The organism is Hungatella sp. SL.1.14 (genome assembly GCF_024460495.1).
GTDB classification, from domain to species: domain Bacteria; phylum Bacillota; class Clostridia; order Lachnospirales; family Lachnospiraceae; genus Hungatella; species Hungatella hathewayi.
This window is the reverse complement of the sequence record NZ_JANFYJ010000035.1, coordinates 1-26,606: the sequence shown is the minus strand read 5'-3', so window position 1 is coordinate 26,606 and position 26,606 is coordinate 1. Positions and strand designations below refer to the sequence as shown.

General features: G+C 49.0%; 20 protein-coding genes. 18 read left to right on the top strand and 2 right to left on the bottom strand.

Annotation, left to right across the window (positions count from 1 at the left end; genetic code table 11):
* Positions 1 to 41: 41 nt before the first annotated feature.
* On the bottom strand, positions 42 to 878 hold the full coding sequence (locus NE473_RS26810) for an acetoacetate decarboxylase family protein (RefSeq protein WP_055652116.1): 837 nt from the start codon (positions 876 to 878) through the stop codon (positions 42 to 44).
* A gap of 358 nt (positions 879 to 1,236) precedes the next feature.
* Here NE473_RS26810 and pepD (NE473_RS26805) point away from each other — a divergent pair, with 358 nt between their 5' ends.
* The 15 genes from pepD (NE473_RS26805) (at position 1,237) to NE473_RS26730 (ending at position 19,620) form a co-directional block, all read left to right on the top strand.
* Positions 1,237 to 2,667, top strand: a complete 1,431-nt coding sequence (pepD, locus tag NE473_RS26805; RefSeq protein ID WP_055652115.1) for a beta-Ala-His dipeptidase — start codon at positions 1,237 to 1,239, stop codon at positions 2,665 to 2,667.
* Positions 2,668 to 2,677: 10 nt separating this feature from the next.
* Positions 2,678 to 4,114 carry a beta-Ala-His dipeptidase gene (pepD, locus tag NE473_RS26800; protein ID WP_055652114.1) on the top strand — a complete coding sequence of 479 codons (1,437 nt, stop codon included), beginning with the start codon at positions 2,678 to 2,680 and terminating at the stop codon, positions 4,112 to 4,114.
* A 52-nt stretch (positions 4,115 to 4,166) separates the two neighbouring features.
* Positions 4,167 to 5,282, top strand: coding sequence for an aminopeptidase (locus NE473_RS26795; protein ID WP_055652113.1), 1,116 nt, complete (start codon positions 4,167 to 4,169; stop codon positions 5,280 to 5,282).
* A gap of 64 nt (positions 5,283 to 5,346) precedes the next feature.
* Positions 5,347 to 7,344, top strand: coding sequence for an ABC transporter substrate-binding protein (locus tag NE473_RS26790; RefSeq protein WP_055652112.1), 1,998 nt, complete (start codon positions 5,347 to 5,349; stop codon positions 7,342 to 7,344).
* Positions 7,345 to 7,445: 101 nt separating this feature from the next.
* Positions 7,446 to 8,462, top strand: a complete 1,017-nt coding sequence (locus NE473_RS26785) for an ABC transporter permease (protein WP_055652111.1) — start codon at positions 7,446 to 7,448, stop codon at positions 8,460 to 8,462.
* Between the two features lie 13 nt (positions 8,463 to 8,475).
* Complete coding sequence (locus tag NE473_RS26780; RefSeq protein ID WP_242866256.1) at positions 8,476 to 10,305, top strand: ABC transporter permease subunit; 1,830 nt, start codon at positions 8,476 to 8,478, stop codon at positions 10,303 to 10,305.
* A 12-nt stretch (positions 10,306 to 10,317) separates the two neighbouring features.
* The gene (locus tag NE473_RS26775) at positions 10,318 to 11,316 is read left to right on the top strand and encodes an ABC transporter ATP-binding protein (protein ID WP_055652110.1); all 999 of its coding nucleotides are present in this window, start codon (positions 10,318 to 10,320) and stop codon (positions 11,314 to 11,316) included.
* Positions 11,300 to 12,850 carry an oligopeptide/dipeptide ABC transporter ATP-binding protein gene (locus tag NE473_RS32630; RefSeq protein ID WP_055652109.1) on the top strand — a complete coding sequence of 517 codons (1,551 nt, stop codon included), beginning with the start codon at positions 11,300 to 11,302 and terminating at the stop codon, positions 12,848 to 12,850. Before NE473_RS26775 ends, NE473_RS32630 begins: the two co-directional genes overlap by 17 nt.
* Positions 12,851 to 12,931: 81 nt before the next feature.
* Positions 12,932 to 13,153, top strand: coding sequence for a hypothetical protein (locus NE473_RS26760; RefSeq protein WP_055652108.1), 222 nt, complete (start codon positions 12,932 to 12,934; stop codon positions 13,151 to 13,153).
* Positions 13,154 to 13,653: 500 nt separating this feature from the next.
* Complete coding sequence (locus NE473_RS26755) at positions 13,654 to 14,631, top strand: SIS domain-containing protein (protein ID WP_022031978.1); 978 nt, start codon at positions 13,654 to 13,656, stop codon at positions 14,629 to 14,631.
* A gap of 87 nt (positions 14,632 to 14,718) precedes the next feature.
* Positions 14,719 to 16,083 (top strand): ABC transporter substrate-binding protein, encoded by a 1,365-nt coding sequence (locus NE473_RS26750; RefSeq protein ID WP_055652106.1) that lies wholly within the window; start codon positions 14,719 to 14,721, stop codon positions 16,081 to 16,083.
* Between the two features lie 112 nt (positions 16,084 to 16,195).
* On the top strand, positions 16,196 to 17,086 hold the full coding sequence (locus NE473_RS26745) for a carbohydrate ABC transporter permease (RefSeq protein ID WP_055652105.1): 891 nt from the start codon (positions 16,196 to 16,198) through the stop codon (positions 17,084 to 17,086).
* On the top strand, positions 17,086 to 17,934 hold the full coding sequence (locus NE473_RS26740) for a carbohydrate ABC transporter permease (RefSeq protein WP_022031981.1): 849 nt from the start codon (positions 17,086 to 17,088) through the stop codon (positions 17,932 to 17,934). Before NE473_RS26745 ends, NE473_RS26740 begins: the two co-directional genes overlap by 1 nt.
* A 4-nt stretch (positions 17,935 to 17,938) precedes the next feature.
* Positions 17,939 to 18,754 (top strand): PfkB family carbohydrate kinase, encoded by an 816-nt coding sequence (locus tag NE473_RS26735; protein ID WP_055652104.1) that lies wholly within the window; start codon positions 17,939 to 17,941, stop codon positions 18,752 to 18,754.
* 101 nt (positions 18,755 to 18,855) lie between these two features.
* Positions 18,856 to 19,620, top strand: coding sequence for a GntR family transcriptional regulator (locus tag NE473_RS26730; protein ID WP_055652103.1), 765 nt, complete (start codon positions 18,856 to 18,858; stop codon positions 19,618 to 19,620).
* An 88-nt stretch (positions 19,621 to 19,708) separates the two neighbouring features.
* On the opposite strand, the gene NE473_RS26725 is transcribed toward NE473_RS26730, so the two are convergent.
* A complete protein-coding gene (locus NE473_RS26725; protein WP_055652102.1) occupies positions 19,709 to 21,649 on the bottom strand; it encodes an EAL domain-containing protein in 1,941 nt (646 codons plus the stop codon).
* A 209-nt stretch (positions 21,650 to 21,858) separates the two neighbouring features.
* Between NE473_RS26725 and NE473_RS26720 the strand changes: the two genes are divergently transcribed.
* The 3 genes from NE473_RS26720 to NE473_RS26710 all read left to right on the top strand — a co-directional run bounded on the left by NE473_RS26720 (position 21,859) and on the right by NE473_RS26710 (position 26,270).
* Complete coding sequence (locus NE473_RS26720; protein WP_055652101.1) at positions 21,859 to 23,466, top strand: PucR family transcriptional regulator; 1,608 nt, start codon at positions 21,859 to 21,861, stop codon at positions 23,464 to 23,466.
* Between the two features lie 148 nt (positions 23,467 to 23,614).
* Entirely contained in the window at positions 23,615 to 24,712 is a 1,098-nt protein-coding gene (locus NE473_RS26715) for an S-methyl thiohydantoin desulfurase family protein (RefSeq protein ID WP_055652100.1), read from the top strand.
* Positions 24,705 to 26,270, top strand: a complete 1,566-nt coding sequence (locus tag NE473_RS26710; RefSeq protein ID WP_055652099.1) for a hydantoinase/oxoprolinase N-terminal domain-containing protein — start codon at positions 24,705 to 24,707, stop codon at positions 26,268 to 26,270. Before NE473_RS26715 ends, NE473_RS26710 begins: the two co-directional genes overlap by 8 nt.
* Positions 26,271 to 26,606: the final 336 nt, after the last annotated feature.

Below are 26,606 nucleotides of genomic sequence, written 5' to 3'. Positions count from 1 at the left end.
CGAGCAAGCCGATAAAAGGCACCCGAAGGCGCCTTTTATCTCTATTTCCAGTCTTTTGTATAATCATGTAAAACCTCAGCTCCATCAAAGGTATATCCGTTACGGAACCAGTAGGCTCCGAGAATGTCCCCCTTCGGTGCCAGAGGCATGTGCTCTTCCAGTTCGGATGGAAGGAATTCAAGCTGGCCGCTTCCTGCCCATGCGACCGGATCGGACTGCTTATTGACCGCTCCCAGCTTAACCAGTTCGCATACGGAAGGCCGGTGCCCGGGAACGAGGCTTGGGAAGTGACGCAGATGAATCAGGGGCAGCCCCATGGGCTTGGGCAGCTGATCCGGGGTTATCTGACGCTCAATCGTGAGCGTGCCTTTTATTAGCCTTTCACCATGAGAGGCGACGGTTCCAGTTAAGCTTGCTCCCGGCCCCATCTTCGGCATGCCCGGATTGTAGGGATTATAGTCTGTTATGCTGATCTGTCCCAGCTTCTTGGGAAAGCCCATGGCCCAGCCTCTCGCCATGGAAAAATCGTTGTCTACCCAGATGGGGAGGCAGATCTGAGCCTCTTCACCATTATAATTACAGCCGGTCCAGATGGCCGCTTCCTTATACTGGGTGCGTTCCGGATTCATACTGGGCATCTCCCTGCAGTCTTCCCAGACGGACCACCACTTGCTGAATGCAACGTAGGCGATATCCGGATGCGTTCTGCTTGGCGTAAGGGGTTCCGGGATCCATTTTGCCAGTGCATTGGGATCAGTGCGGTAGACAATATTTAAGTATTCCGTACCGTAATGCCAGGGATAGCAGCCTAATAAAGAACACGTTCCTTCCGGAGACAGCGGGTAGCAAAAGCCTTTTAAATCTGTTATTTTAGCCATGGATAAACCTTCTCCTTATCTATATTATGACAGTATTATAACAATGTTGTGAAAACAAGTCAATAAAAAATTGAGCAGAATAAAAAAGAAATCTCAATAAAATGCTTAAATTATCGACGGAAAAGAGAGGGAAATAGAAAAGTTTGCAACATAAAATGAAAAGCAAGAAGAGAATAAGACAAGAATTTGACAATATTTATAACACTTTATGTGAAAAATTCATAAGATACTATTGACGAAACGATCATTTTTTATTATACTTAGACGCAAAAGAGGTGTGTTTTTATAAACTGGTATCATTTGGTCAATATAAATTGACCAAGCTGTGATAATGATAAGATTATGGAGGAAAACTGGTATGGAATTTGATATAACAAAGCCACATTGCTATTACTTTAATGAGATGTGTAAGATTCCCCATGGTTCAAAAAATGAGAAAATGCTGAGTGACTGGATTGTGCGGTTCGCCGTCGATCACAATCTTTCCTATGTGCAGGACGAAATGGGAAATGTTGTCATCTATAAACCGGCGTCACCAGGTTATGAGACACATCCCGGCGTCATCCTGCAGGCTCATATTGATATGGTGTGTGTGAAGGTGCCGGAATCAAATCATAATTTCGACACAGATCCGCTGGAGCTTTATGTGGAAGACACACATTTGAGAGCCAGAGGAACGACGCTCGGTGCAGATGACTGCATGGGAGCCGCATATATGCTGGATATCTTATCCGATGAAAAACTCGGCCACCCTTATCTGGAATGCTGCTTTACCGTTCAGGAGGAAATCGGACTGTATGGAGCCATGGCGCTGAAGCCGGAATATTTTAAGGCAAGAAGGCTGATTAACCTGGATGGTGCTGGTGAATACCGGACCTATACGACACTTGCCGGATCACGCAATCTGGTGATTGAAAAGAAAATGTCCATGACGGAGGCTCCCGGACGGACGTACCGCCTTACGATACAAGGGCTTTTGGGGGGACGCACGGGAGATGATATCGGTAAAGAACGGGCAAACGCGGGAAAGCTGGCGGCCAGGGTGCTCTATCATTTTTTGGATGCGGGAATCGTCTGCCGGATAGGGGATATGACGGCAGGCAGTAAAAAAACGGGAATTGCAGCGGAGGCGGAGGTCGTTTTTACTGCTGATGCAGCGCCGGAGGAACTGGATCGGGTGTTAAGACGGACAGAGAGGGCAGTGGCGGAGGAATATGAATTCAGCGATCCCGGTATTTCCATGGTTCTTAGGGAAACGGAGGCTGTACCGGCGGCGTCGGAAGAGGAGAGCAGGGAATTTATTGAGCTTTTGTATCTTCTGCCATACGGCGTCTTTTCCAGGTTTTTAACCCTGGACGGGCTGCCCTCCTGGTCGGCTAATCTGGGGAACATCTCGGTAAGCGGAAAAACCGCGGTGGTGGCGTATGCAGCCCGCAGCCCCTTTGAATCTCTAATGGATGAAGCGGAGTATACGGTTTCGCTTCTTTGTGAGAAGTTTCATGCGGAAATCAGAGAGAAGCGTGATTACTACGGCTACCGGTACTTAAAAGACTCCCCCCTGCGAGATACCATGGACCGCGTATTCTTAGAACAGTACGGGATACCGCTGAACCATGTTGCCGCCCACGGCGGGAATGAATGCGGAGCCTTTAAGCATATGTTCCCGGACATGGATATCGTAACCAGCGGTGCTGTCTACGCGAAGCATCACACCCCGGAAGAATACTTAGACTTAGAATCGTTTGACCGTTCGATTCGTTTCCTGAAGGCATTCATCGAAGAGTTATAAAGGAGAAGCAATGGAATTTGATCTGACAAAACCGTATTGCCGGTATTTTAATGAAATCTGTAAGATTCCTCATGGTTCGGGAAATGAGAGGAAGCTCAGCAACTGGCTGGTATCGTTTGCAAAAGAACATCAGCTTTCCTATATCCAGGATGAACTTTGGAACGTCATCATTTATAAAGATGCCACCATGGGATACGAGGACCATCCCGGCGTAATCATTCAGGCTCACATGGATATGGTTTGTGAAAAAAAAGAGGGCTGGATCCATGATTTTGAAACAGAACCACTGAAACTGTATGTGGAGGACGGCCGGTTAAGGGCGGAGGGGACAACGCTTGGAGCGGATGACGGTATGGGCTGTGCTTATATGCTGGCTGTCCTGGCAGACGATACGCTTGCCCATCCATATCTGGAGTGCTGCTTTACCACACAGGAGGAGACCGGGCTGACAGGGGCACAGGCACTGAAACCGGAATATTTCAAAGCAAGGCGTATGATCAATCTGGACGGAGCCGGCGAGTATAAGACGTATATGAGCATGGGCGGTGGAGAGCAGATTACGCTGACACGTCCTGTCACGTGGGATGAAAACCGGAATCGTACATACCGTCTGACTGTAAGCGGACTTTTAGGAGGCCATTCAGGCGGAATGATTGACCGGGAGAGGGCCAATGCCGGCAAACTGGCGGCCAGGATATCGGGCTTTCTCATTCGCCGGGGAATTGATTTCAGGCTGTGTGATTTTCAGGGCGGGACAAAGCATAATGTAATCATGCCCCGGGCGGAAGTTACGTTTACTTCGACGGTGGAGGAAATGGTACTGCGAAAGCTGGTCTCACGGTGCGGACAGAATATTTCGGAAGAGTTTGAACTGAGCGATCCTGATATTACGGTGGAGCTTACGGCGGAGAGTCTGGCGGAAAGAGCCATGAAAGAAGAGGACAGCCGGGAGATTATAAGCCTGATCGGGCTGCTGCCATGCGGCCTGCAGGCGAGGAATGCGGCGGTGGAGGGAAACCCGCCGGTCACTTCCGTTAACATGGGAATTATTTCTATAGAAGAAACTCAGGCGGTGATCGTGCTCTCTGCCAGGAGTGCCCTGGAGGGAGCCGTGGAAGAACTGAAGCATCAGGCGGCGCTGCTTGGCAGGCTGTTCGGGGCCAGTGCTGGGTATTCCGGTTATTATCCGGGCTGGAAATATGAGGCTGTTTCTGAACTTCGGGAGATTATGAAGCAGGTATTCTTTGATCTCTATCAAAAACCGTTAAACTGCCTGATCGGACACGGGGGAAATGAATGCGGAGTATTTAAAAAAATGCATCCGGACATGGATATAGTAACCAGCGGGGCAATCTACGGAAATATACACGGGCCGGAGGAATTTCTTGACCTCGCTTCCTTTGACCGGTCCTGGATACTTCTTACGAGACTGTTAAAAGCTCTTTGACATGGAAAGTCTCAGAGCGATACCGCTCTGTGGGAAAGGAAGATAAAGAAAAATGAGAGATGCAAGAGTGGATAAGATGGCACATAACATTGTGACCTATTCCTGCAATGTGCAGCCGGGGGAAAACGTGGTGATTGAATCGTTTGGCAATCACAATTACGATCTGGTAAAAGCCCTGATCCGGGAAGTGTATGCGGCGGGAGGAAGTCCGTTTCTGTGGATTCGGACGATGGAACTGCAGAGGGAGCTTCTGATGCAGTGCAACAGGGAGCAGTTAAAGGTAATGGAGGAAGTCGACAGCCTGATGATGAGCAGGATGGATGTGTATATCCGGGTGAGGGGAGAGGAAAACACTTCCCAGATGAGCGATGTACCTTCTGAAAATATGGCGGATTATGCAGCAATTTATCAGCGGCCGGTACACAGCAGGAGAAGCACGGATTCGAAATGGTGCGTCATGCATTATCCCACCGATGGTATGGCGCAGGCGGAATGTATGAGTATGGAGGCACTGGAGGACTATTTCTTCGAGGTCTGCACCATGGATTATTCTAAGATGGAGAAGGCGTTTGAGCCATTGAAGGAATTGATGGAGAAGACGGATCGGGTTCGTCTGGTGGGCAGGGGAACGGATATTTCATTTTCTATTAAAGGGATGCCTGCCATTCCCTGTGCGGGAAAGCAGAATATACCGGATGGAGAAATATTCACGGCTCCTTTAAAGGATTCTATAAACGGTGTGATTACCTATAATACGACGGGATTTTTTGATGGCTTTGCCTTCGAAAATATCTGTTTCCGGTTTAAGAACGGACGAATTGTAGAGGCCACTGCCAATGATTCGGAGCGGCTGAACCAGATTCTGGACCGCGATGAGGGCTGCAGAGGAATCGGGGAGTTTGCGATCGGAGTGAATCCCTATGTGGTAAAACCGATGAAAGATTCCATGTTTAATGAGAAGATGTCGGGCAGTATCCATTTTACGCCCGGAAATGCTTATAAAAATTGTGATAACGGAAATCACTCCTCGATTCATTGGGATCTGGTATATGCCCAGACACCGGAATACGGCGGAGGAGAGATGTATTTTGACGACGTGCTGATCCGCAGGGATGGAAGATTTATACTGCCGGAGCTTCTGGGATTGAATCCGGAAAACTTAAAATGAAGCGGATATCCACAAACTTAAGCGGGGAAACCTGTTTAAAGTATAAAAAAGAGGAGGAACTCTAATGAAAAAAATGGTTTCATTACTGCTTACTGGTGTGATGGTACTTTCCCTGGCCGCGTGCGGCGGGAATAAAAGCACAACCAGCACGGTAAGTACGACAGAGCCCGCCAAAGCAGAGGCGGAAAATGAGTCTCAAAGCGAGTCCGCGGGGGGAGAAAAAGCGGCCGCTGACCAGATCGTGTATGGCGTGACCAGTACAATCGCAGGTGATATGGGATTGAATCAGTGGTCCAGCGTCGGAGGGGACAAGCCGATTCTGTTTCTGATCAACGCATATTCGCCGACCTGCTACGATCAGGATGCCCTTTGGCTGTGGGACGAAACGGTTGTGGATTCCCATGATTCGAAATCGAATGACGATGGTACGCTGACCTATACCATTAAGCTGAAGGACAATCTACGGTTCAGCGATGGTTCCCAGATTACCGCCAAACATTATGTGGCGTATCCGCTGCTGTTTTCTTCGCCGGCCGCGGTAGGGGTCAGCGCTTACGGTACCGCAGGAAAGGAATATGTGGGACATCAGGCGTATAAAAATGGCGAGAACAGCGTTTTCGAGGGTATTCATCTGATTGACGACCTGACCTTCAGTATTACCGTTGCAAAGGATTATAACCCTTATTACTATGGACTGGCGCTTTTAAATATCTTCCCGACGGCTTACGAGCAGTGGCTTCCGGAAGGAAACTGGGATATCGTTGATGATGGAAACGGCTGTTATTTCAAGGGGGATGTGGAGTTCAACGGCGCAAACTGCGGTGAAGCAATCACAGCCGGCCGTTATCTTTACGAGGGCCGGATCTGTTCCGGACCGTACTATCTGGAAAGCCTGGATACAGGCGCCGGAGAAGCGACCTTAAAGCTGAACGAGTATTATAACGGCAACTTTGAGGGACAGAAGGCACAGATTGAGACGATTATTGTAAAAGCGGTGAACTCGGCGACGATGCTGGATGCCTTAAAGACAGGGAGCGTCGATCTGATTGACGGAATCGGTGAGGGCGATATTATCAACGCGTGCCTTGACCTGGCGGATACGGGCGAATACGGCGCCGACTGTTATAAATACAGCGGTTATATGAAGCTGTTCTACCAGTGTGACTGGGGGCCGACCCAGTACGAGCCGGTCCGAAAGGCGGTTGCCTATTTAACCAACCGGGAAGAGATGTGTCAGGAAGCCACGCTTGGATACGGCAATGTAACGAACGGACAGTACAGCTTTGCCCAGTGGATGGCCCAGGATATGGAAGAGGAACTGAGCACGGAGCTGGAAGCTTACGCCTATAATCCGGATAAGGCGGTCGAGATATTAAAAGAAGACGGATGGGTTTATAACGCCGACGGCAGCGATTATGCGGATGGAAGCGGTGAGATCCGCTATAAAAAGGTTCCGAAGGAAGAAACGGAATATATGAACGGCTGCGTGGAAGTAAACGGAGAATGGTACATGCCTCTGGTACTGGAGTATTTAGGCCATGCGGAAGGCGATGGAATCGAGACCGTTCTCGATGAGCTTCTGACCATTTATCTATGTGAAAATGACAATACAGCCAAGGCCGGTATGAAGTTTAACCGCACCGTCATGGCCGATTCCGAGCTGCTGAGCTATTTAAACCGCCGCGGTGCAAACGGTGAAGAAAAGTATACACAGCCCAGCTATCACGTGATTTCCCTGGCCTCCGGCCTGGGCGCGGCTAAATTTGACAAGACCTACAGCTGGACCTTCGATGAAAATCTGATTGCAAATAACAAAAACCGGTATTTCAACCATACGCTGGATGATCTGTCCATGGATATGATATACGGTGTGGAAGCCGGTGATGACGATACGTTTAAGGATATCTGGTTCGAATATCAGAAAGAATTTAATAAAACACTGCCCGAGGTTCCTTTATTTAACTGGACTTACTGTGCGGTATACAACAGTAAGCTTGATGGATTTAAGGAAACGAATATCTGGAGCTTCCAGTATGCGATTCTTTATGCGACAGTAAAATAGCAGGATAATAAAAGTGATGTGACCCAAAGCGGGGTGGGAATGCGCCTGCCCCGCTTTTGCTGTTTATGAATAAAGGCTCTTTAGAGAAAGGAGGGTATCGTATGGCGAAATATATAGGGAAGCGGCTGGTGTATATGGTCGTCGTCTTTTTTGTCATCTCGTTTATCATGTACATGCTGTATAATATGATCCCAGGGGACCCGGCAGCCATCGAACTCCAGACAATCCGTGACGAAATCAGTGCGGATGATTATGAGGAAATGTATCAGCAGGTGAGAGCACGCCTGGGACTGGATGACCCTATCGTGATTCGTTATTTTCGATGGCTTGGTTTATATCCTTCTGTAGAAGGAAATCTGGATGGCGTATTTCAGGGGAATCTGGGGTACTCCACGATGTATAAGGACAATGTGGTGAATATTATTGCTGCTCCCTTACAGAACACACTGTTTTTGAATGTCTTTGCCACGATCCTGGCATTGGTCATTACAATTCCATTGGGAATTTTCTGCGCAGTCCGGAAAAATGGAAAATTTGATCAGGCTGTGCAGGTTTTTACCATCGTCGGCTACAGCATTCCGATCTATATTATCGGGCTGGTGTTTATCTTTTTTCTGGCTGTGAAATTTAAGATTTTTCCGGTAGGCGGCGTTAAGAGCTCGGGAGTGGAATATACCGGGTTTGCTGCTGTTAAGGACAGACTGTACTATATGGCGCTTCCTCTGATTGTTACGACGTTTGCCAACCTGGGAAGTATGACTCGCTATGTGAGGGCGGCTATGATAGATGCTCTGGGGATGGATTACATACGGACGGCCCGTGCGAAGGGGCTTAAGGAAAAAGTGGTTATCTACTCTCATGCGTGGAGAAACGCCCTGCTTCCGGTTGTGACGGTTATTATAGGATGGTTTTTGCGGATTTTCAGTGGTTCCGTTGTGGTGGAGAACACGTTCTCCTTCCTGGGAATGGGAGCTTTGAACGTAACCGGCTTAAAGCAGAGCGATTACGAACTGGTTCTGGCCATTCAGCTGTTTTATACGATCATCAGCCTGGTGGGCATCCTGATTACGGATATCAGCTACGGATTGATTGATCCTCGTGTCCGCGTAGACAAATAAAGGAGGAAACGCTATGGATAAGAAAGAGAAAAGACGCTGTCGCATTTCCACCTGGTTTCGGCGCATGTTCTTTGGCCCCGGCAAGGAACTCAGTTTTCTGGAAGAAGAACAGGTGCAGAGCCCTCTGCGTTCGATGGCGAAGCGTTTTTTTACGAATAAAATTGCTATGACGGGACTGATCGTATTTATCTCCTGTCTTCTGCTGGTCATGATCGGACCGATCTTTCTGCCTTTGGATTTATCGTATTCAGATGCCACCCAGCAGAATGTACCGCCTACCAGGAAGCTGGCCTCAGTTCCCGAGGAGCTTAAGGATAATTTAAATGTGCTGTCGGTCGGTACTACCTACGGGATCGGGTGCAGCAAAGATGGAAAGGTTCACACGTGGGGATATACAAAGATTACGGACAAAATTGATTTGGCGGAGATTCCCGAAGAGGTTCAGGAAGCCAATATCGTGAATGTGGCCGCGGGCTACGATCATGTGCTTGCCCTGTCGGATCAGGGTAAGCTGTACGTCTGGGGAAATACCCGCTTATCTCAGGCAGATATCCCTCAGAAAGCACAGCGGAAGGAGTTCGTCCAGATCGGAGCCAGCACGCAGTACTCTGTAGCACTGACAAAGGACGGTTACTTATACCTGTGGGGAAACGGAAATACTGCGGATATAAAAGTAAAAAAGGATTATCAGAACCATATTGTAAAGTTTGCATTGTCTGATTACGCCTATGTCTGTCTCATGGATGACGGCAGTGTGAAGTATACCGGCTACAATGCAACGACCTCCTATGCCCAGATTCCGGAGGGGTTAGAGAGCGGAGTGACCGATATTGCGGCTTCTTCCACCACGTTTGCGGCGGTTGACGGCAACGGTAAGGTTGCCATTTGGGGAAATGTGACGAATGGGGAGAATGATGTTCCTGAATTTGAGGGAGAGATCAGGGAGATATACGGCGGCCGTTATCACTACACGGCTCTTCTCGATACGGGAAAAATCATCTCCTGGGGAAATAACCATTTCGGCCAGGCAAAGGTGCCGGATAATCTGGCGGAAGGGAAAGACTGCGTTCAGGATATTTACGTCGGCTATTATCAGAATTACGCCGTGAAGGAAGATGGGAAAATTGATACCTGGGGACTTAAGGGGTATATCATGGGAACCGACAACCTGGGGCGTGACGTTCTGACACGGCTGGTAAACGGTGGAAGCGTGACGATGACGGTCGGGGCTGTCTCCGTTATCATCATGCTGGTGATTGGAATTATCGCAGGCGGGCTTTCCGGTTACTTTGGAGGACGGCTGGATGTGGTACTGATGCGTATTGCGGAGGTAATCAGCGGGATTCCGTTCCTGCCGTTTGCATTAATTTTGTCTTCCGTGGTCAGCTCCAGCGTGTCTCTGACCCAGAGAATGTATTTAATAATGGTGGTGCTGGGCGTCTTAAGCTGGCCGCCTCTGGCAAGGCTGGTGCGGGCGCAGATTCTGGCGGTCCGGGAGCAGGAGTATGTCATGGCGGCGAAAGCCATGGGGGTGAGGGAAACTACGATCGTATTCAAACATATTCTGCCGAATATCCTTTCTGTGGTACTGGTTAATATTACACTGGATTTTGCAACGTGTATGCTGACAGAGTCTTCCCTTTCTTATCTGGGATTCGGGATTATACCGCCCACGCCTACCTGGGGAAATATGCTGACCGGAGCAAACAATTCGGTGGTAATCCAGCAGTACTGGTGGAGATGGGTTTTCCCGGCTCTGATTTTTGGTATCTGTACGATTGCCATTAATCTGATGGGAGACGGTTTAAGAGACGCTGTGGACCCAAAATCAGAAGAAAGATAAGGAGGTGGAATGATGCCATTACTTGAAATGAAGGATCTTCATACCTTTTTTCATACAAAACGTGGAATTGTGAAGGCAGTTAACGGTGTATCCTACTCGGTGGAAGCGGGTAAAACGCTGGGAGTGGTAGGAGAATCGGGCTCGGGAAAGAGTGTTTCAGCAATGAGCATGCTGCAGCTGATTGACGGGAACGGCTATATTGCCGGCGGCGAAATTATTTTTGACGGACAGGATCTTACGAAGCTTGGCCGCCAGGACATGTACAAAATCCGCGGCAACGATATCTCCGTCATCTTCCAGGAACCGATGACCAGTTTAAATCCGGTTTTTACCATTGAGAGGCAGATCAGTGAACCTTTCATCATCCACCAGGGGATGAATAAGGCGCAGGCGGCCAAGGAAGTAGTAAAAATGCTGGCCGATGTAAAGATTCCCAATCCGGAGGTGGTTGCAAAGCAGTATCCGCACCAGCTGTCCGGAGGAATGCGCCAGCGTGTCATGATTGCCATGGCTCTGGCATGCAAGCCGAAGCTTTTGATTGCGGATGAGCCGACGACCGCCCTGGATGTGACGATACAGGCGCAGATTTTAAACCTGATGAATGAACTGAAGAGGGAACACGGGACTTCGATTCTGTTCGTGACCCATGACCTGGGCGTCATTAATCAGATGGCTGACGATGTGGCGGTCATGTACTGCGGCCAGGTGGTGGAGCTGGCGCCGGCTGATGTACTGTTTGCGCCGGACTGCCGTTTTTCTCACCCGTATACGGAGGGGCTGATGTTTTCTGTTCCGAGGCTGGACACGCCGGCGGGAAAAAGGCTGGAGGCGATTCCGGGTTCGGTGCCTCATCCGCTGGATCTGCCAAAGGGGTGTAAGTTTGCACCACGCTGCAAATATGCGGGAGAACGATGCCGGGCAGAGGAACCGGGACTTGTGAATGTGTCCAACAGGCAGCAGGTCCGCTGTTTCTATCCGTTAAAGGAGGAGAGACATGGAAAACAGAAATAAGGTGCTGATTCGAGTCAGCAATTTGAAACAGTACTTTCCTTTGAAAAAAAAGGGGCAGTACGTTAAGGCAAATGACGGTATCTCCCTGGATATTTATGAGGGGGAGACCTTTGGCCTGGTGGGGGAATCCGGCTGCGGGAAGTCTACGCTTGGAAGGACGCTGCTGCAGTTTTATAAACAGACGGATGGAAGAACGATGTATTACGGGCGCAATGTGGAAGAGTTTGCGCCGGGATACGTAAAGAAGACGATACGCAGTCTGGAAAAGCGCCGCAGGGAGTACCGGGAACTGGAAGCAAAGAAGAGGGAACTGCAGGCCGTGTATGAAACGATGGACGAGAAACAAAAGTATGTGGAGAAGGAGAAGCTTGACCGGGCTGTAAAGGAAGCGAACGATGCATTTTTAGATATGGCCAGTATTGTAGGCGGCCTGATGACAGCGGAGGATTTAAGGCCTGTCCAGGAGGTTTTTCTGCAGAAATATGAAATTTCCCTGAGGGCGAAACGTGCGAAGGAGAAATTCCGGAAAGCGAAGGTGAAGCTGGCCGATTCAGAGTATAAGGCAAAGCTTGCCAAAGAAGCGGGGAAGTCAGGGAATGACAGGCAGAAAAAGGTGGACGAGGACGCTGCAAAGGTAAAAAAAGCGGAGGACGAGATTGTCGCCATCGAGAGAGAACTGGCTGCCATCCTGGAAAAGATCGACCAGATGAGAACGCCTTATTCCGAAGACGAAGAGTTTCAGCGTATTGAAACATACCAGGATAACGGGATTGATCTCGCCCGGCTTACTTATAATGAGATGCGGCTCCTGCGCAGCGATCTGCAGCTGATTTTCCAGGATCCCTATTCTTCCCTGAATCCGAGGATGACGGTAGGGCAGATTATCGGAGAGGGGATGCTGGCCCACGGGATGTTTCGGAAAAATGACGGAAGGATGCAGGAGGAAGTGCTGCGGGTCATGGAAGAATGCGGGCTGGCTCCGTATTTCCTTCACCGTTTTCCCCACCAGTTCTCAGGAGGGCAGAGACAGAGAATCGGTATTGCCAGAAGTCTGGGCGTAAGACCGAAATTTGTTGTCTGTGACGAGGCGGTTTCTGCGCTGGATGTATCGATTCAGTCTCAGGTGATCAATCTGCTTCAGGACTTAAAGGAAAAAGAAAATTTGACATACCTGTTTATTACCCATGATTTATCCGTGGTAAAATATATCAGCGACCGGATCGGGGTCATGTATCTGGGAGCAATGGTGGAACTGGCGGGAGCCCAGGAGATTTTTGAAAATCCGGGGCATCCGTACACGGAAGCGCTGCTTGCCGCTATCCCTACGACGGATATTGGCGACAATAAGAAGGAACTGCAGATTCTTGAGGGTGACATACCCAGTCCGGTTAATCCGCCAAAAGGCTGCAAGTTTCATACCCGGTGCAAGTACTGCACGGAAATCTGTGAGCAGGTCGTTCCTGACTGGGAAGAGATCAGTCCCAATCATTTTGTGGCGTGTCACCATAAGCTGAAAATCAATAATCAGAAATGACAGTATCCAAAAAACGCCCAGGTGCATCCGGGGTGGTGATTGAAACATAGGTAATCCGTAAAAAAGAGAGGCGGTGGCAGCATGGTTATTCAGGAAAAGATGGATAAAGCCATGGAATATCATCATAAAAAGCAGATGAAAAAGGCAGAGAAGTATTGTGACCAATACGGGGGAGACCGGCTGGAGGTGGAGAAGGGGGATGTAGCGGCCATGATGCTGTCAGCATTCCTCATGCTGGTACCGGTTGTACTTGTTATTCTGCTGATTGTTGTCGGTGCAGGTTATTTTTTCCTGCTGCATTAAGGCAGCAGAGGTTTGGCTGTATAGAATATAGAAGGGCCGCTTTCAATGAGATGTTATGAAAGCGGCCTTTTTGCTGCAGTCACCCGGCTTTATGCTTATATTCCTTAACCGTACACCCATAAAATTTTTTAAAACTCGCGCTGAAGTACTGACTGTTGCGGTAGCCGGGGAAGGGGAGATATCAATTATTCCTCAGGAGAAAGAAGTCATCGGACAGCTGGCTGTCTTTGACGGTGAAGAGCTGTTATAAAAAAGGCACATTGCGTGGCTACAGCAGAAAGACATACAGATTATGATTGAAATCAATGGATTTCCATAGTCGGTATGTCTTTTTCTTTTTGGGAAGCAAGCAATTTGCATATAAGAAAAATTGCATTATAAAAATTTTTGAACATATTTTACAATTAATGCTTGACATCTGCGCTGTGATCATATATTATATAAATACATCATATAACGTTATATAACAATATATAATAATATCGAGTGGAGGATTCATTATGAGACAAGAGCACATCGACCAGATTAACACAGCAGTGGCGGCAGTAGCGGCCAAGGAAGTTATTAATCATTTTTACTTTGTAGCGTGCGGAGGTTCCCAGGCCTTCATGATGCCGGCCCAGTACACGTTCGACCGTGAGATTTCGATTCCGGCCAGCATCTACTCTTCCAACGAATTTGTGCACAGAGCTCCAAAGGCATTGGGCCCGGATTCCGTAGTCATTACCTGTTCCCATTCCGGCAATACGCCTGAGACAGTAAAGGCAACGGAAGTCGCCAGAGAAAAAGGTGCGCTGACTATCGCCTTATCTCACTTAGAGGACTCTCCATTATGGAATGCAGCGGAATATCCGATCCATTATGACTGGGGAAAAGATGCTGATGCAAGCGATTTAAACAAGGCTGTGTTATACTATTTAATGTTCAGTATTTTAAATGCAGTCAGCCCATGTGAGAAATATGAGAAGGGCATCGCTTCTGTGGCGAATTTGAACGATGCGATCGAGAAAGCCAAAGAGCAGTACGCGGATACCATTAAGGAGTGGGGAAGCAAGTATAAGAGAGAGCAGCTGATCTATACCATGGGCAGCGGTGCCTGCTACGGCGAGGCATACTCCTTCGCAATCTGTCTGCTTATGGAAATGCAGTGGATTCATTCCCACGCCATCCATTCCGGCGAATATTTCCATGGTCCGTTTGAGGTGACTGATTTTGATGTTCCGTTCATCATTATCGAAGGTGTCGGCGCAACGAGACCGCTCGATGAGAGAGCTTACAACTTCTGCCAGAAGTATTCCGATAAGATTATGCTGGTAGATGCGGAAACCTTTGATATGACGGGCATTGACGAGGAAGTGAGAGAGTACTTTGCCCCGCTTCTGGCCGGAGCGGTACTTCGTTCCCTGGCAGACGCATTTGCGTATGAGAGAGGTCATGATTTAAGTGTGCGCCGCTATATGTGGAGAATGGAATATTAATAGGAACATTGACAGAATAAGAGGGAACGACGGAGTTTTGGCAGGCAGGCTGGAATTCCGTCGTTTTTAGAAAAAGGAGGATATCATATGAGGAAAAGTATCAGGAAAATCATGGCGCTTGCACTGGCTCTTACCATGGGTCTGTCTTTGACCGGATGTGGCGGATCAGGCAGTGGAGGAGATGCGGGGACAACCGCGGCACCGGATCATAAGACATCAGATACTGCCGCAGCAGGCGGCGAGGCAAAAGACGGCTCCGGAGAGAAGGTTGTAATCAATTTTTTCCACCGCTGGCCCAATGATCCGAAGAATTCCATGTTCCAGGAGCTGATTCAGGAATATATGGCTGAGAATCCAAATGTGACGATCAACATGGACTGCATTTTAAACGATCAGTATAAAGAGAAAATCCGTATGGTAGTTGCAACGGACGAAATTCCGGATATCTTCTCTTCCTGGTCGGGAACCTTTGCGAAAGAGATGATTGATTCCGGTAATGTCATGGAGCTGAACGATATTTATGACGGTGATACAGAGTGGTCTTCCAAGATCGCCAGCGCCAGCGTCGACGGCTTTACCTTTGACGGAAAGATCTACGGGGTTCCGTGGTCACAGGATGGCAAGGCTTTCTATTATAATAAGAAGATATTCGCAGAGAACAACTTAGAAGTGCCGAAGACATGGAACGAGTTTATCGCAGTGCTGGATGCACTGAAGGCAGCCGGTTATGAAACACCGGTGGTAGAGGGATTATCCGATAACTGGGCAATTCTTCACTATCTGGGAACCATGAATCAGAGAATGGTAGATCCTGCTGTGATCGCGAAGGATTACGATGCGGCAACCGGTGAATTTACAGATCCGGCTTACGTGGAAGTGCTTGAAAAATGGAAACAGCTCACCTCCTACATGGGTGATACCTGCGTAGCCATCGATCATGAGACTGCCAGAAATACATACTTTGCAACCGGTGAGGCTCCGATTATGTATTTGCAGTTTGCAGAGATTACGATGCTTGAAAAGGTAATTCCGGAAGGCTTTGAATACGGCTTCTTCAATTTCCCGGCCTTTGAAGACGGGAAAGGCGATCCGGAAGGACTGACCGGCGCACCGGAAGGATTTATGATCAGCAACAAGGCTAAAAATCCGGAAGAGTGTGTGAAATTCTTAAAGTGGCTGGTCAGCAAGAAGGGCGGAGAGGCTCTGACAACAAAGAGCGGAGAGATCTCCAGTGTGGCTGGTGCAGTGGATGAAACCAATGCCCTTCCGGCACAGCTGGAGGCGATGGAGATTATCAAGTCCGCATCCACGCTGGTACCGTGGTTTGACAATGCCTGCGACGCGTCTGTTTATACCGTATACGGCCAGGGGGCACAGGCGATCGCTACGGGTGATGAGACACCGGAAAGTGTTATGGAACAGGTAAAGGAGGCTGCGGCTGCCTTACATTAATAAGAGTACAGTTCTGTCCGGATACCTCCATCGGGGGGCCGGACAGAGCTGAAAGAAGAAATGGGATGGATCATAACATTCCGCCGAATGCATATGAGGGGGGACTATCCGCTTGAAAAGAGAGAAAAAAAGAAATTTACAGGCACTGGCATTTGCCGTACCAGCTATTCTGATTTTGGGAATATTCGTATATTTTCCGCTGATTGAAAATTTCATATATAGTTTTCAGTCCTTTACCCTGTCTTCCGCAACGAAGGAGTGGGTGGGGTTCGATAACTACAGGCATCTGTTTTCCGATAAGATCATTCTGGTCTCCCTGAAAAACAACATCCTTTATGCTGTCATTTCTATTGTCATTCAGGTGGGATTCGGACTCGTGCTGGCGGCGGTACTGGAGGATATCGCGTTCCATAAGTTTGCTCCTGCACTGCGCAGCATCTATTTTATTCCAACCGTTATATCCATGACAGTTGTATGTCTGCTGTTTGATTTTGTATACAATCCACAGATGGGGCTGTTAAACAGTTTCCTGGAGCTGGTCGGACTTGACGGTTTCACGAGGATATGGCTGGGAAGCAAGAAGACAGCGATGTATGCGGTGATTGCGGTTTCTCAATGGCAGAGTACCGGATATGTTGCCATGCTGTTCATTGTGGCCATCCAGAAAATCCCCAGGGATTTATATGAGGCGGCAGAGGTGGATGGCGCCGGAAAGCTGAAACGCTTCTTCTACATAACGGTGCCGCAGGTACGCCAGATGTTCTTTGTTACCATGATTTTAACGGTTGTCGGTGCATTTACCGTGTTCAACGAACCGTATATTTTAACCGGAGGGGGGCCGGGAACGGCAACCATGGTTCTGTCGCTTCACATGTATCAGACCGGTTTCGTTAAGAACAATATGGGCTATGCATCCACGATCGCCATGTTGATTTTCGTCATAACGGCAATTTTGTCTTCCGTGCAGTTCGCAAGCTTCGGAACGGAAAAGGGGGATCGCTGATGGAGAAGGTGAAAGTAAGAAAAAGAAGAGTATATGGACCCGGCGAGATCCTCTGGCTGGCAATCCTGTTCCTCTTAGCCGCCCTGATTTTGTATCCGCTGTTCTGGATTCTGATGTCGTCTTTTAAGGACTACAACGGCATTTACGGTGATGTATGGGGGCTTCCCGATATCTGGCACGCGGAAAATTATATGACGGCCTGGAACAGAGGAATCTCCCAGTATTTTGTCAACAGCCTGATTGTAACAGCCTGTACGCTGGTCGGAGTGGTCTTTGTATCGACATTTTCGGCTTTTGGTATCTGCCAGATGAAAGGCAGACTGGGAAATGCCATATTCCTGTTCTGTCTTTGCGGCCTGCTGTTATCCCCTCAGGTCTGCCTGCTTCCGCTGTTTATGCTGTTAAAAAGCCTGAAGCTTAAAAATACGCTGTTCGCCATGATACTGCCCTACATCGCGTTCCGGCTTCCTGTCTCGATTATGCTGATCCGGTCATTTTTCGTCGGAATCTCTAAGGAACTGGAGGAGGCTGCAACCATCGACGGGGCTACGCTGATGCAGATTTACGGTCATATTTACTTGCCGCTGTCCAAACCGATCATCTCAACGGTTATCATCATGACGGCATACTATGCGTGGAACGAGTTCGTATTTGCCACGATCTTTGTGGACAGCTCAAGGCTTCGTACCATTCCGGTAGGACTGATGGTATTCCGTGACGGCCTCATGACGGAATGGGGCGTCGTATTAGCAGGTATGGTCATCTCCTGTCTGCCGATTATCGTTCTCTTCCTGCTGATGCAGAAGAGCTTCGTAAGGGGTATGACCGCGGGTGCAGTGAAAGGATAGAGATATGAAATTAATTGCAATTGGAGATAATGTAACGGACTGCTATATGGACGAGGGTGTGTATTTTCCCGGCGGGAATGCCGTCAATGTAGCGGTTAACTGTAAGAGAAACGGAGCGGAGCGCGTCAATTATATTGGTGTATTCGGGGATGATGAGCGTGCGGATTATATTAAGGAGTGTCTGACGAAAGAGGGCGTGACTTACGACCGGTCGAGAAAGGTATATGCCCACACGGCACAGCCCCGGGTGTACTTAAAAGACGGTGACCGTGTCTTCGCTCCGGGACTGCGTGACAGCTGCCAGCACTTATTTGCCATAAAAATCGTTCCGGAGGATATGGAGATCATAAAGGAGTATGATATCTGCCATTCCAGCTGTTACTCGAATCTGGAATATGAACTTCCGACGCTGAAGGAGATTTGCAGCGTATCTTTCGATTTCTCTGATAAACGGGATGAAGAGTATTTAGAGCGGACGTGTCCGTATCTGACGTTCGCATTTTTTTCAGGCTCCGACTTAGAGGAGGAAGCGTGCATTGCCCTGATGAGAAAAGTCCATGAACTGGGAACGAAAATTGTGGGCGTGACCAGAGGGCATAAAGGAGCTGTCTTCTATGATGGAGAGCGGGTATACCGCCAGGGAATTAAAAAAGTGGACGCCATCGACACCATGGGGGCGGGAGACAGCTTTATTGCCGGTTTTTTGACCGCGTACGGAGACGGCAAAGGGATGGAGGAGGCGCTTGACTATGCGGCTTCCCGTTCCGCGGCCACCTGTATGATTCGGGGAGGCTTCGGCTATCCTCATAAAATGGAATAATAAGGTCCCTTCGCCTCTGGTTAAAAAGGTTGCTTTGACTGATTTTGTGAGCTATAATTGATCATAGGCATTAGATGAAGAAGGGAACAGGAGATGCAGATATGCTAAATCAGAACGCATTGACTCCGTTATATGAGCAGCTGAAAAACGCAATTAAAGAGGATATCCAGGCACAGATCTACCGGCCGGGTGACCGGATGCCCAGTGAGGCGGAACTGGAGGAAAAGTACCAGGTAAGCAGAATTACGGTCCGCAGGGCTGTGAAAGAGCTATGTGAGGAAGAAATTCTGGTTCGGAAACAGGGTAAGGGAACGTTTGTGCTGAGCTGCGGAGTTCAGAGCCGGTTCGACCAGCTGGCCGGATTTCATGATTCCATGGAAAGCCAGGGACGGGCAGTCCGGACGGAGATACTGGAGAAATCCATCATTTTAGTGAAGCCATCCTATGCCAATGATTTGCAGATTGCGGTGGATGACAAGGTGGTTTATTTGAAGCGTATTATGTATGCGGATGAGATTCCCATGATGATTGATATGTCTTATATTCCGCTGAAGCGTTTCCCGGGGATTTTCGAAAAGATGGAGGGCGATGTCTCTGTTTTTCAGCTTCTGCGCCAGGAGTATCATGCAAAGCTGGACCGTTATTATAAGGTGTTAAAGGTTAGAAAGGCATCAAAGGAATTTTCTGAGTATTTAAAGTGTAAGGCGGGCGACCCTGTATTTGATATCTTCAAGATTACGTATAATGACGAAGGGGTGGCACAGCATATTTCCATCAGCATTTTAAAAGGAGAGAATACTTCTTATGTGATATCCAACAGCGAGAATGATCAGATGACACACAGTGGGATCAGCTGGAGGATATAAGAACAGGACAAAGAAGACAGGGCGTGGACCGATTATGATCCACACCCTGTCTTTTTCGTCTTATCAACTTTTTATGGAATACCGTGACTCATGATTCTGTCATCATTCGCTCTGCCAGAAACGTTTTCACTTTGTCCTCTGGCATCGGTTTCGCGTAATAATAGCCCTGAATCCAGTCGCAGCAGCAGTCTTCAGCGAATAGTCTCTGCTCCTCAGTCTCAACACCCTCTGACACAACACGCATGCCCAGATCGTGAACGGAGCGGGTAAGGCTTTTCATCATGATGGCCGTTTTCTGGTCTTTCTGAGCCGCCCACAGCAGGCTCTTGTCCAGCTTGATCACATCGACATCCATGCTCAGTACGGATACAAGGTTGCAGTAGCCGGTTCCAAAGTCATCCAGACTCACTTCCACCCCCTTTGTATGCATGAGATCAATAAATTCTTCCAGTTCCTGACGGTTTTCTGCGAGAACGCTTTCTGTGATTTCGATCTTGATCATCCGGTATGGAATCCCGTGACTTTCGATGATGGAGATCACCTTTTCGGCCGGGTTGTGCTGGGAAAACTGTACGCCGGAAAAATTAACAGTGACGCTTTCCAGCATCGTGATCCCGCTTTCCAGCAGGTCGTGAATAAAACGGCATACCGTATCCAGAACATAGTAAGTAATGTCCACGATCAGTCCGGTCTCCTCCGCTAAGGGAATAAATTCCGAGGGATATAAGGGGCCAAGGGGCGTGGCCGGCAGGCGCAGAAGCGATTCCGCAAGAGTGAAACAATGCTTCTCCACAGACCAGACAGGCTGGTAATATACTTTGAAATCTCCCCGTGTCAGGGAATCCTTCAGGATATCGATCACCCTAAATCGGCGTTTGACGTGATCGAGCATACCCGGGCCGCAGTAGCAGATATTGCCGTTTTTACCGTCTTTGGCGATGGAAACCGTGTATTCCAGTGCATTAATGAGGTCTTCCATGGTGTCCGCGCTTTTGGGATAGTTGATCACGGCGGCCGCCATTCCGATCATACAGCGAAAGTCGCGGATATCCCATGGCTGGCTGAACCGGTCGTCTATGGCTGTAACCAGACGAAGAAGGGTTTCCTTATCTAGTTCCGGAATCAACACGGCAAATTCATCCCCGTTGTAGCGGTAAAGCTGATACGGCTTTACGGTGTTGCGCAGGTATGTACAGATGGTTTTCAAAAATTCGTCCCCGTTCTGCTGACCGTAGGTGTCATTCACCTGTTTGAAGTTCCTCAGCGAAATGAGGAGTACCGTGAAGGAGGAATCCCTGTGCCGTTTGATATGAAGCTGCAGGGAATTTAAAAATTCCTTATGGTTTGGTATCCCCAGCAGATAATCGATCGAAATCTGCTTATTCTGCAGATACAGATAAAGGATCAGCAGCGCGCAGGTGGCAGCAGAGCCGGAGAGAATGATTTCCGGAAAGATCTGCTGGATGATGACAACCAGAGCGGCAATCAACGGAAAACAGGCCAGAATATTTCGAATCGTGGGATCCACTCTTTTTCCCAGCGCAATCACCGTGACACAGGTGAAAAGGCAGTAAATATAGAAGACAATGTACGTGGTGATGATCAGCGGTCCCTGTGTATACCGGGCAGCGAGGCTTAAAGAAAACAGCCAGCCGGTAAAGGGATTGGTTAAAACCATAAGCAGATAGACGGCGGCCGGAAGCAGTAAAAGCAGCCACCGTTTCGGAAAATAAGGCTGATTTTCATAAAGTATGGAAAGCGCATAATAAAAATACGTGACTCCCATAAGCGGAGTGGCGATAAAATAGATCGTCGTGACCGTCCAGTTTACATACAGCGGAATTACTCCTGTATTTTGAATACAGATTGTAGAAATAATATTCGACGTCATAGCCAGGAACGTCGTTAAGAAACAAATCTGAAACAGTTTGTTTTTCAATGTTGGCAACGAATGGCTCTGTCTGGAGTAGTTCCAGATGATGCAGAGCATGACGGTTGATATGCATTCAGCAGCGATATTCCATTTCACGGTTTTTCCCTCAATTTCCCCCAGTTATACTTATCCCTATCTTATCATGACGGGATGGTGCGCGCAAGCGGAAAGTCAGAACAAATCTATAATAATTCTTATCGATCAGGTATAATAAAATTATTGTGCAGAATAAATACTTATCTTTCATGAATTTACTGCGTATGGTACAATGATCCCAGAAGCAACAGAGAAAGGGGACCATGAACATGAGTGTGACCGTAGCGGATTTACTCCGGCTCTCCTCCCTGCGAAATGCGCGGGTGGAGGCGGGAAAAGGTGGCCTGTCCCGCATCGTGGCGTCTCTGTCCGTGCTGGAGTATGCCGATCCGGATCAGATGGTGGATGCTTTTTTTAGAAATGATGAATACTATGGCAGCGAAATCGTCATAACCGGATTTATGAATAATCCAGAGGATGAGGAGCGGCAGTGCGCTGTGACGAAACGGCTGGCCGAGGCCGGTGAGGTGGGCCTGATTCTGTATTACGTCGGCCTCTTTATGCCGCGTATACCGGAAGCGATGAAGCGGATCGCCGATGATCATAATTTTGTTCTGATCGTCATGCCGGAAAAACGTATGGATTTCCGGTATTCCGACGCGATCAGTGAAATCATGGAAGCCATTGTCAAAGACCGGTTAAATAATACGGCCTTCGTCGGTGAACTTCTCGATCAGGTGGCGCGTCTTCCGGAGCATCAGCGCTCGGTGGGAACCATGCTCCGGATGCTCAGTGAGAGAATCATGGCATCGCTCCTTTTAACCGACCAGTCGTTCCGCGTTTTAAACGAGGCAGTCTGGCCGTTAAATCAGGAGAGGACGCTGAGCCGCTTTTTGACAGAGGGGACGCTGCCGGAGATGGGGAATGAGAGAACCGTGCACATCGCGGGTACGGAATACTTACTGGCCCGATTTCCGATCCCGCTTCATAAAGACCGCCATATGGAACTGTTCATTTTTAAAGAGGGAGAGCCGCTGCCGGCGGTCGTGCGGCAGCAGGTCGCCCGGGCTGTGCAGCTGGCGGTCAATATCTGGAGTACGCAGCATGATGAGGTGGAGGTGACGGAACTGGTCCGCGCAATCTTAAAAGACGAGCCCATGAAGATGCGTCGGCTGGCTGATATTTTTCATATTGATGTGGCCTCTATCCATTCCATGTTGATCTTTCATATGGAAGCGGAGCGGCAGAAACTGAACGGTGTCTCTGTGTTGAAAGGCCTTTCCGGATTGCTGTCTTCTTTTTATAAGACGGTGGTTGCAGACACTTATGAGGGAGAGATCGTGATCTTCGTGGAGGGACCGCAGTCTCTCAGTGAAGAAAAGGAAGTGCTGGGGGCAATCCGGACATACATGGAACCGTTTAAGGTTTTTTATACCATTACCTGCTGTAATCACCTGGCTGATACTGCTGCGGTGAGGGAGGCGTTTTTGCTGCACCGGGATTATATAGAAGATGCGATTGCAATTTTTCCGGAGAAGGAGGCGTACCGCCTTCAGGAACTGGGATTTGCGAGAGAATGCCGGGACAGGATCGGGAAAGGGGAAGAGGCGGTGCAGGAAGCCTTAAAGCCGTTAGAAGCCCTTCGGGATGCAAAGGAGGAGAAGGAGGGGATCAGGACGCTGGAGGTCTATCTCCTGGATGCCCAGTGCAGCTACTTAAAGACAGGAGAACTGCTCTATCTCCATAAAAATACGGTGAAATACCGCATTCAGCGTTTTTCAGATATTTTGGGCTACCGCGTCGGAGATTTCCCGGATACATTTTCTCTGTACTGCGCGGTGGCGGTAAACCGGCTGCTGACTTTTTGTCCAAAGTGACAAAGAAACCGGCTGATTTTCGTTTTTATGAGGGATTCATTTTTCTACACGAATCCTTTATGATAGTAGAAAGGTCAACGAAGACGTTGGCCTTTCTGTTTTTCAGAAAGAGAGCAGTAAGTCAGGAAGATAAGGAGTGTGGCGGTTTATGCGTACAATCGGTTTGAGTGAAATTGAAGATATTGCCCTGGGCGCTTCCCTGCTGGGGGCGGGCGGAGGCGGAGACCCTTACATAGGAAAACTGGTAGCCATGGGAGCGGTCAGGGAACGGGGGCCGGTGACGCTTCTGGACCCGGAAGAGATTCCGGATGATGCGCTGGTGGTCCCCATTGCCATGATGGGAGCGCCAACGATTCTCGGTGAAAAGGGCGTAGGGGGAAAAGAGTACGAAGTGCTGTATCAAATGATTTCCCAATACTACGGCAAAAAGATTTATGCATTTATGCCTATTGAGGCGGGCGGCGTCAACTCCATGCTTCCCATCGCTGCTGCGGCCAGACTGGGGCTTCCCATGGTGGATGCGGATGGAATGGGAAGGGCGTTCCCGGAGCTTCAGATGGTGACATTTACCATGGCCGGAATATCGGCGACACCCATGGCTCTGGTGGATGAAAAAGGAAACAGCGTGATCTTTAATACCATCACAAATCAGTGGACCGAGGAACTGGCACGGTCGGTTACCATGAGCTGCGGAGGTTCGGTCTCGGTTTCCCTCTACTGTGTGGAAGGCTCCATTCTTAAAAAGCACGCAGTGAAAGGGATTGTTACCAGAAGCCAGAAGCTGGGAGAGGCCATACGCAGAGTAAAGGAGATAACGGATATGACTCCTGAAGAACGCTTTCTGCAATTTTCCGAAGGGTACCGTTTGTTCAAGGGGAAGATTGCCGATGTGCGTCGGGAGACTAATGGAGCATTTAATCTGGGCCGGGTTGTCATCGAGGGAATCGGAAGTGACCGGGGGAAAAAGGCGGAAGTAGTATTTCAGAATGAAAATCTGTCTGCCGCCGTGGATGGCGTCATTCTTGCCACCGTGCCGGATCTGATCTGTCTGGTCGACACGGAGACTTTTATTCCAGTGACTACAGATGCCTTAAAATATGGGAAGCGTGTCCTTGCAGTTGGACTCAAATGCTTCGAGGCATGGAGAAGTGAGGCGGGCCTTAAACTGGTGGGGCCGCGTTATTTTGGGATAGATACGGACTATGTGCCGCTGGAAGAACGGATTGGAGGGAATGCAGATGTATAAATTAGGAATTGACGTTGGAGGGACGAATACGGATGCGGTTCTGATTGACAGCGCTCGAAATGTGGTAGCAGAAGTCAAATATCCGACTTCCGGCGATATCTATGACGGAATTCTGGGTGCAGTGCGCGCCTGTCTTAAAAAGTCCGGAATCAACCGGGCAGAGATCAGCCAGGCCATGCTGGGAACCACCCAGTGCACCAATGCTATTGTGGAAAGGAAAACCCTGGCACCTGTTGGAATCCTCCGGATTGGGGCTCCGGCAACCCTGGGCATACCGCCTATGGTGGACTGGGAAGAGGACATTCAGAAAATTGCCGTGGATTATGCGGTTGTGGGAGGCGGCTTCGAGTATGACGGAAAAGAACTCGCTCCATTTGACCGGGAAGCGGCCTGCCGTTTCTTTGAAGGACTCAAGGGAAAGGTAAAATCCGTGGCGATCTCCTGTGTCTTCTCCACTGTGAGAAATGATCACGAACTGGAGGCGGCGGCTCTGTGCCGGGAAGTGCTGGGTGAGGAGGTCCATGTGTCAATTTCCAGTGAAATAGGTTCCATGGGACTGATCGAACGGGAAAATGCCGCCATTTTAAATGCCGCATTATATGAAGTGGCGGAACGGTTTACGACCGGATTTGCAAAATCACTGGAGGCAGAGGGTGTTGCGGAAGCCAGAGTCTATCTGTCACAGAATGACGGTACACTCATGACGATGGAATATGCGAAGAAGTATCCGATTCTGACAATTGCCTGCGGACCAACCAACTCGATCCGTGGTGCCAGCTACTTAAGCAATTTGAAGGATGCAATTGTGATCGATGTCGGAGGGACAACCACGGATCTTGGCGTGATCCAGGCTGGTTTTCCTCGGGAATCCGGCGTTGCTGTGACCATCGGCGGCGTCCGTACGAATTTTCGCATGCCGGATGTAATCTCCATCGGTCTTGGAGGCGGATCCATTGTCAGGCAGCAGGAGGACGGAAGCGTGACGGTAGGTCCTGACAGTGTGGGATACCGGATTACAGAAAAAGCCCTTGTATTTGGCGGGGATACTCTGACTGCCACGGATGTGGCGGTAAAGCTGGGGATGGCAGATATTGGAGATAAGTCGAAGGTAGAGAAGCTGAGTGTTGATACGGCTAAAAAAGCCATGGAAGTGATTCGTTCCATGGTCGAGGACAGCATCGATGCAATGAAGGTGTCCAGCGCAGACATTGATGTGATCCTGGTAGGCGGCGGCTCCGTCATTATTCCCGCGGACCGGCTGGCCGGAACGAAATCTGTGGTGAAACCTGATTATTTTGGGACTGCCAATGCCATCGGATCGGCTATATCAAAGGTAAGCGGGACATTGGAGCAGCTGATTAATTACGATGAGATTCCACGTGAGGCGGCACTGGAGCGGGCAAGGGCCGAGGCGGTGGAACTCGCTGTCGAGGCCGGGGCTGTCCGTGAGACAGTGGAAATCATTGAAGTGGAGGATGTGCCGCTGGCGTATTATCCGGGAAATACGAACCGTGTGAAAGTGAAGGCCGCGGGAGATTTAGTGATGGCGGAACCGTGAAAAACAGAAAGCGCAGCAGAAATCCTATAACGTAACTGAGAACTGGACGGAGAGAAGCCGGCCCGCGCAAAACACGGACCGGCTTCTTTCGTAGAGTAAACCGTAATCGATAGTCGGGATACCCCTCCCAACAGGCTGCTAAGCGGCTCCGCGAAAGAAAAAATAAAAAATGCGAAAAAAGTGTTGACTTTTGTCAAATGCTTTGGTATGATATACCTCGCCGCTGAAAACGGCGGCAAACTTTTCCGAAAAACGTCCGGCCTGACCGCTGAGAGAGTTTTGAAGAAAATGAAAAAAGTGGTTGACAAAAATGAATCACTGTGATAAGATATAAAA

Coding starts and splice junctions, on each gene's coding strand:
- NE473_RS26810 (WP_055652116.1), bottom strand. CDS start 878: ATGGCTAAAATAACAGATTTAAAAGGCTTTTGCTACCCGCTGTCTCCG.
- pepD (WP_055652115.1), top strand. CDS start 1,237: ATGGAATTTGATATAACAAAGCCACATTGCTATTACTTTAATGAGATG.
- pepD (WP_055652114.1), top strand. CDS start 2,678: ATGGAATTTGATCTGACAAAACCGTATTGCCGGTATTTTAATGAAATC.
- NE473_RS26795 (WP_055652113.1), top strand. CDS start 4,167: ATGAGAGATGCAAGAGTGGATAAGATGGCACATAACATTGTGACCTAT.
- NE473_RS26790 (WP_055652112.1), top strand. CDS start 5,347: ATGAAAAAAATGGTTTCATTACTGCTTACTGGTGTGATGGTACTTTCC.
- NE473_RS26785 (WP_055652111.1), top strand. CDS start 7,446: ATGGCGAAATATATAGGGAAGCGGCTGGTGTATATGGTCGTCGTCTTT.
- NE473_RS26780 (WP_242866256.1), top strand. CDS start 8,476: ATGGATAAGAAAGAGAAAAGACGCTGTCGCATTTCCACCTGGTTTCGG.
- NE473_RS26775 (WP_055652110.1), top strand. CDS start 10,318: ATGCCATTACTTGAAATGAAGGATCTTCATACCTTTTTTCATACAAAA.
- NE473_RS32630 (WP_055652109.1), top strand. CDS start 11,300: ATGGAAAACAGAAATAAGGTGCTGATTCGAGTCAGCAATTTGAAACAG.
- NE473_RS26760 (WP_055652108.1), top strand. CDS start 12,932: ATGGTTATTCAGGAAAAGATGGATAAAGCCATGGAATATCATCATAAA.
- NE473_RS26755 (WP_022031978.1), top strand. CDS start 13,654: ATGAGACAAGAGCACATCGACCAGATTAACACAGCAGTGGCGGCAGTA.
- NE473_RS26750 (WP_055652106.1), top strand. CDS start 14,719: ATGAGGAAAAGTATCAGGAAAATCATGGCGCTTGCACTGGCTCTTACC.
- NE473_RS26740 (WP_022031981.1), top strand. CDS start 17,086: ATGGAGAAGGTGAAAGTAAGAAAAAGAAGAGTATATGGACCCGGCGAG.
- NE473_RS26735 (WP_055652104.1), top strand. CDS start 17,939: ATGAAATTAATTGCAATTGGAGATAATGTAACGGACTGCTATATGGAC.
- NE473_RS26730 (WP_055652103.1), top strand. CDS start 18,856: ATGCTAAATCAGAACGCATTGACTCCGTTATATGAGCAGCTGAAAAAC.
- NE473_RS26720 (WP_055652101.1), top strand. CDS start 21,859: ATGAGTGTGACCGTAGCGGATTTACTCCGGCTCTCCTCCCTGCGAAAT.
- NE473_RS26715 (WP_055652100.1), top strand. CDS start 23,615: ATGCGTACAATCGGTTTGAGTGAAATTGAAGATATTGCCCTGGGCGCT.
- NE473_RS26710 (WP_055652099.1), top strand. CDS start 24,705: ATGTATAAATTAGGAATTGACGTTGGAGGGACGAATACGGATGCGGTT.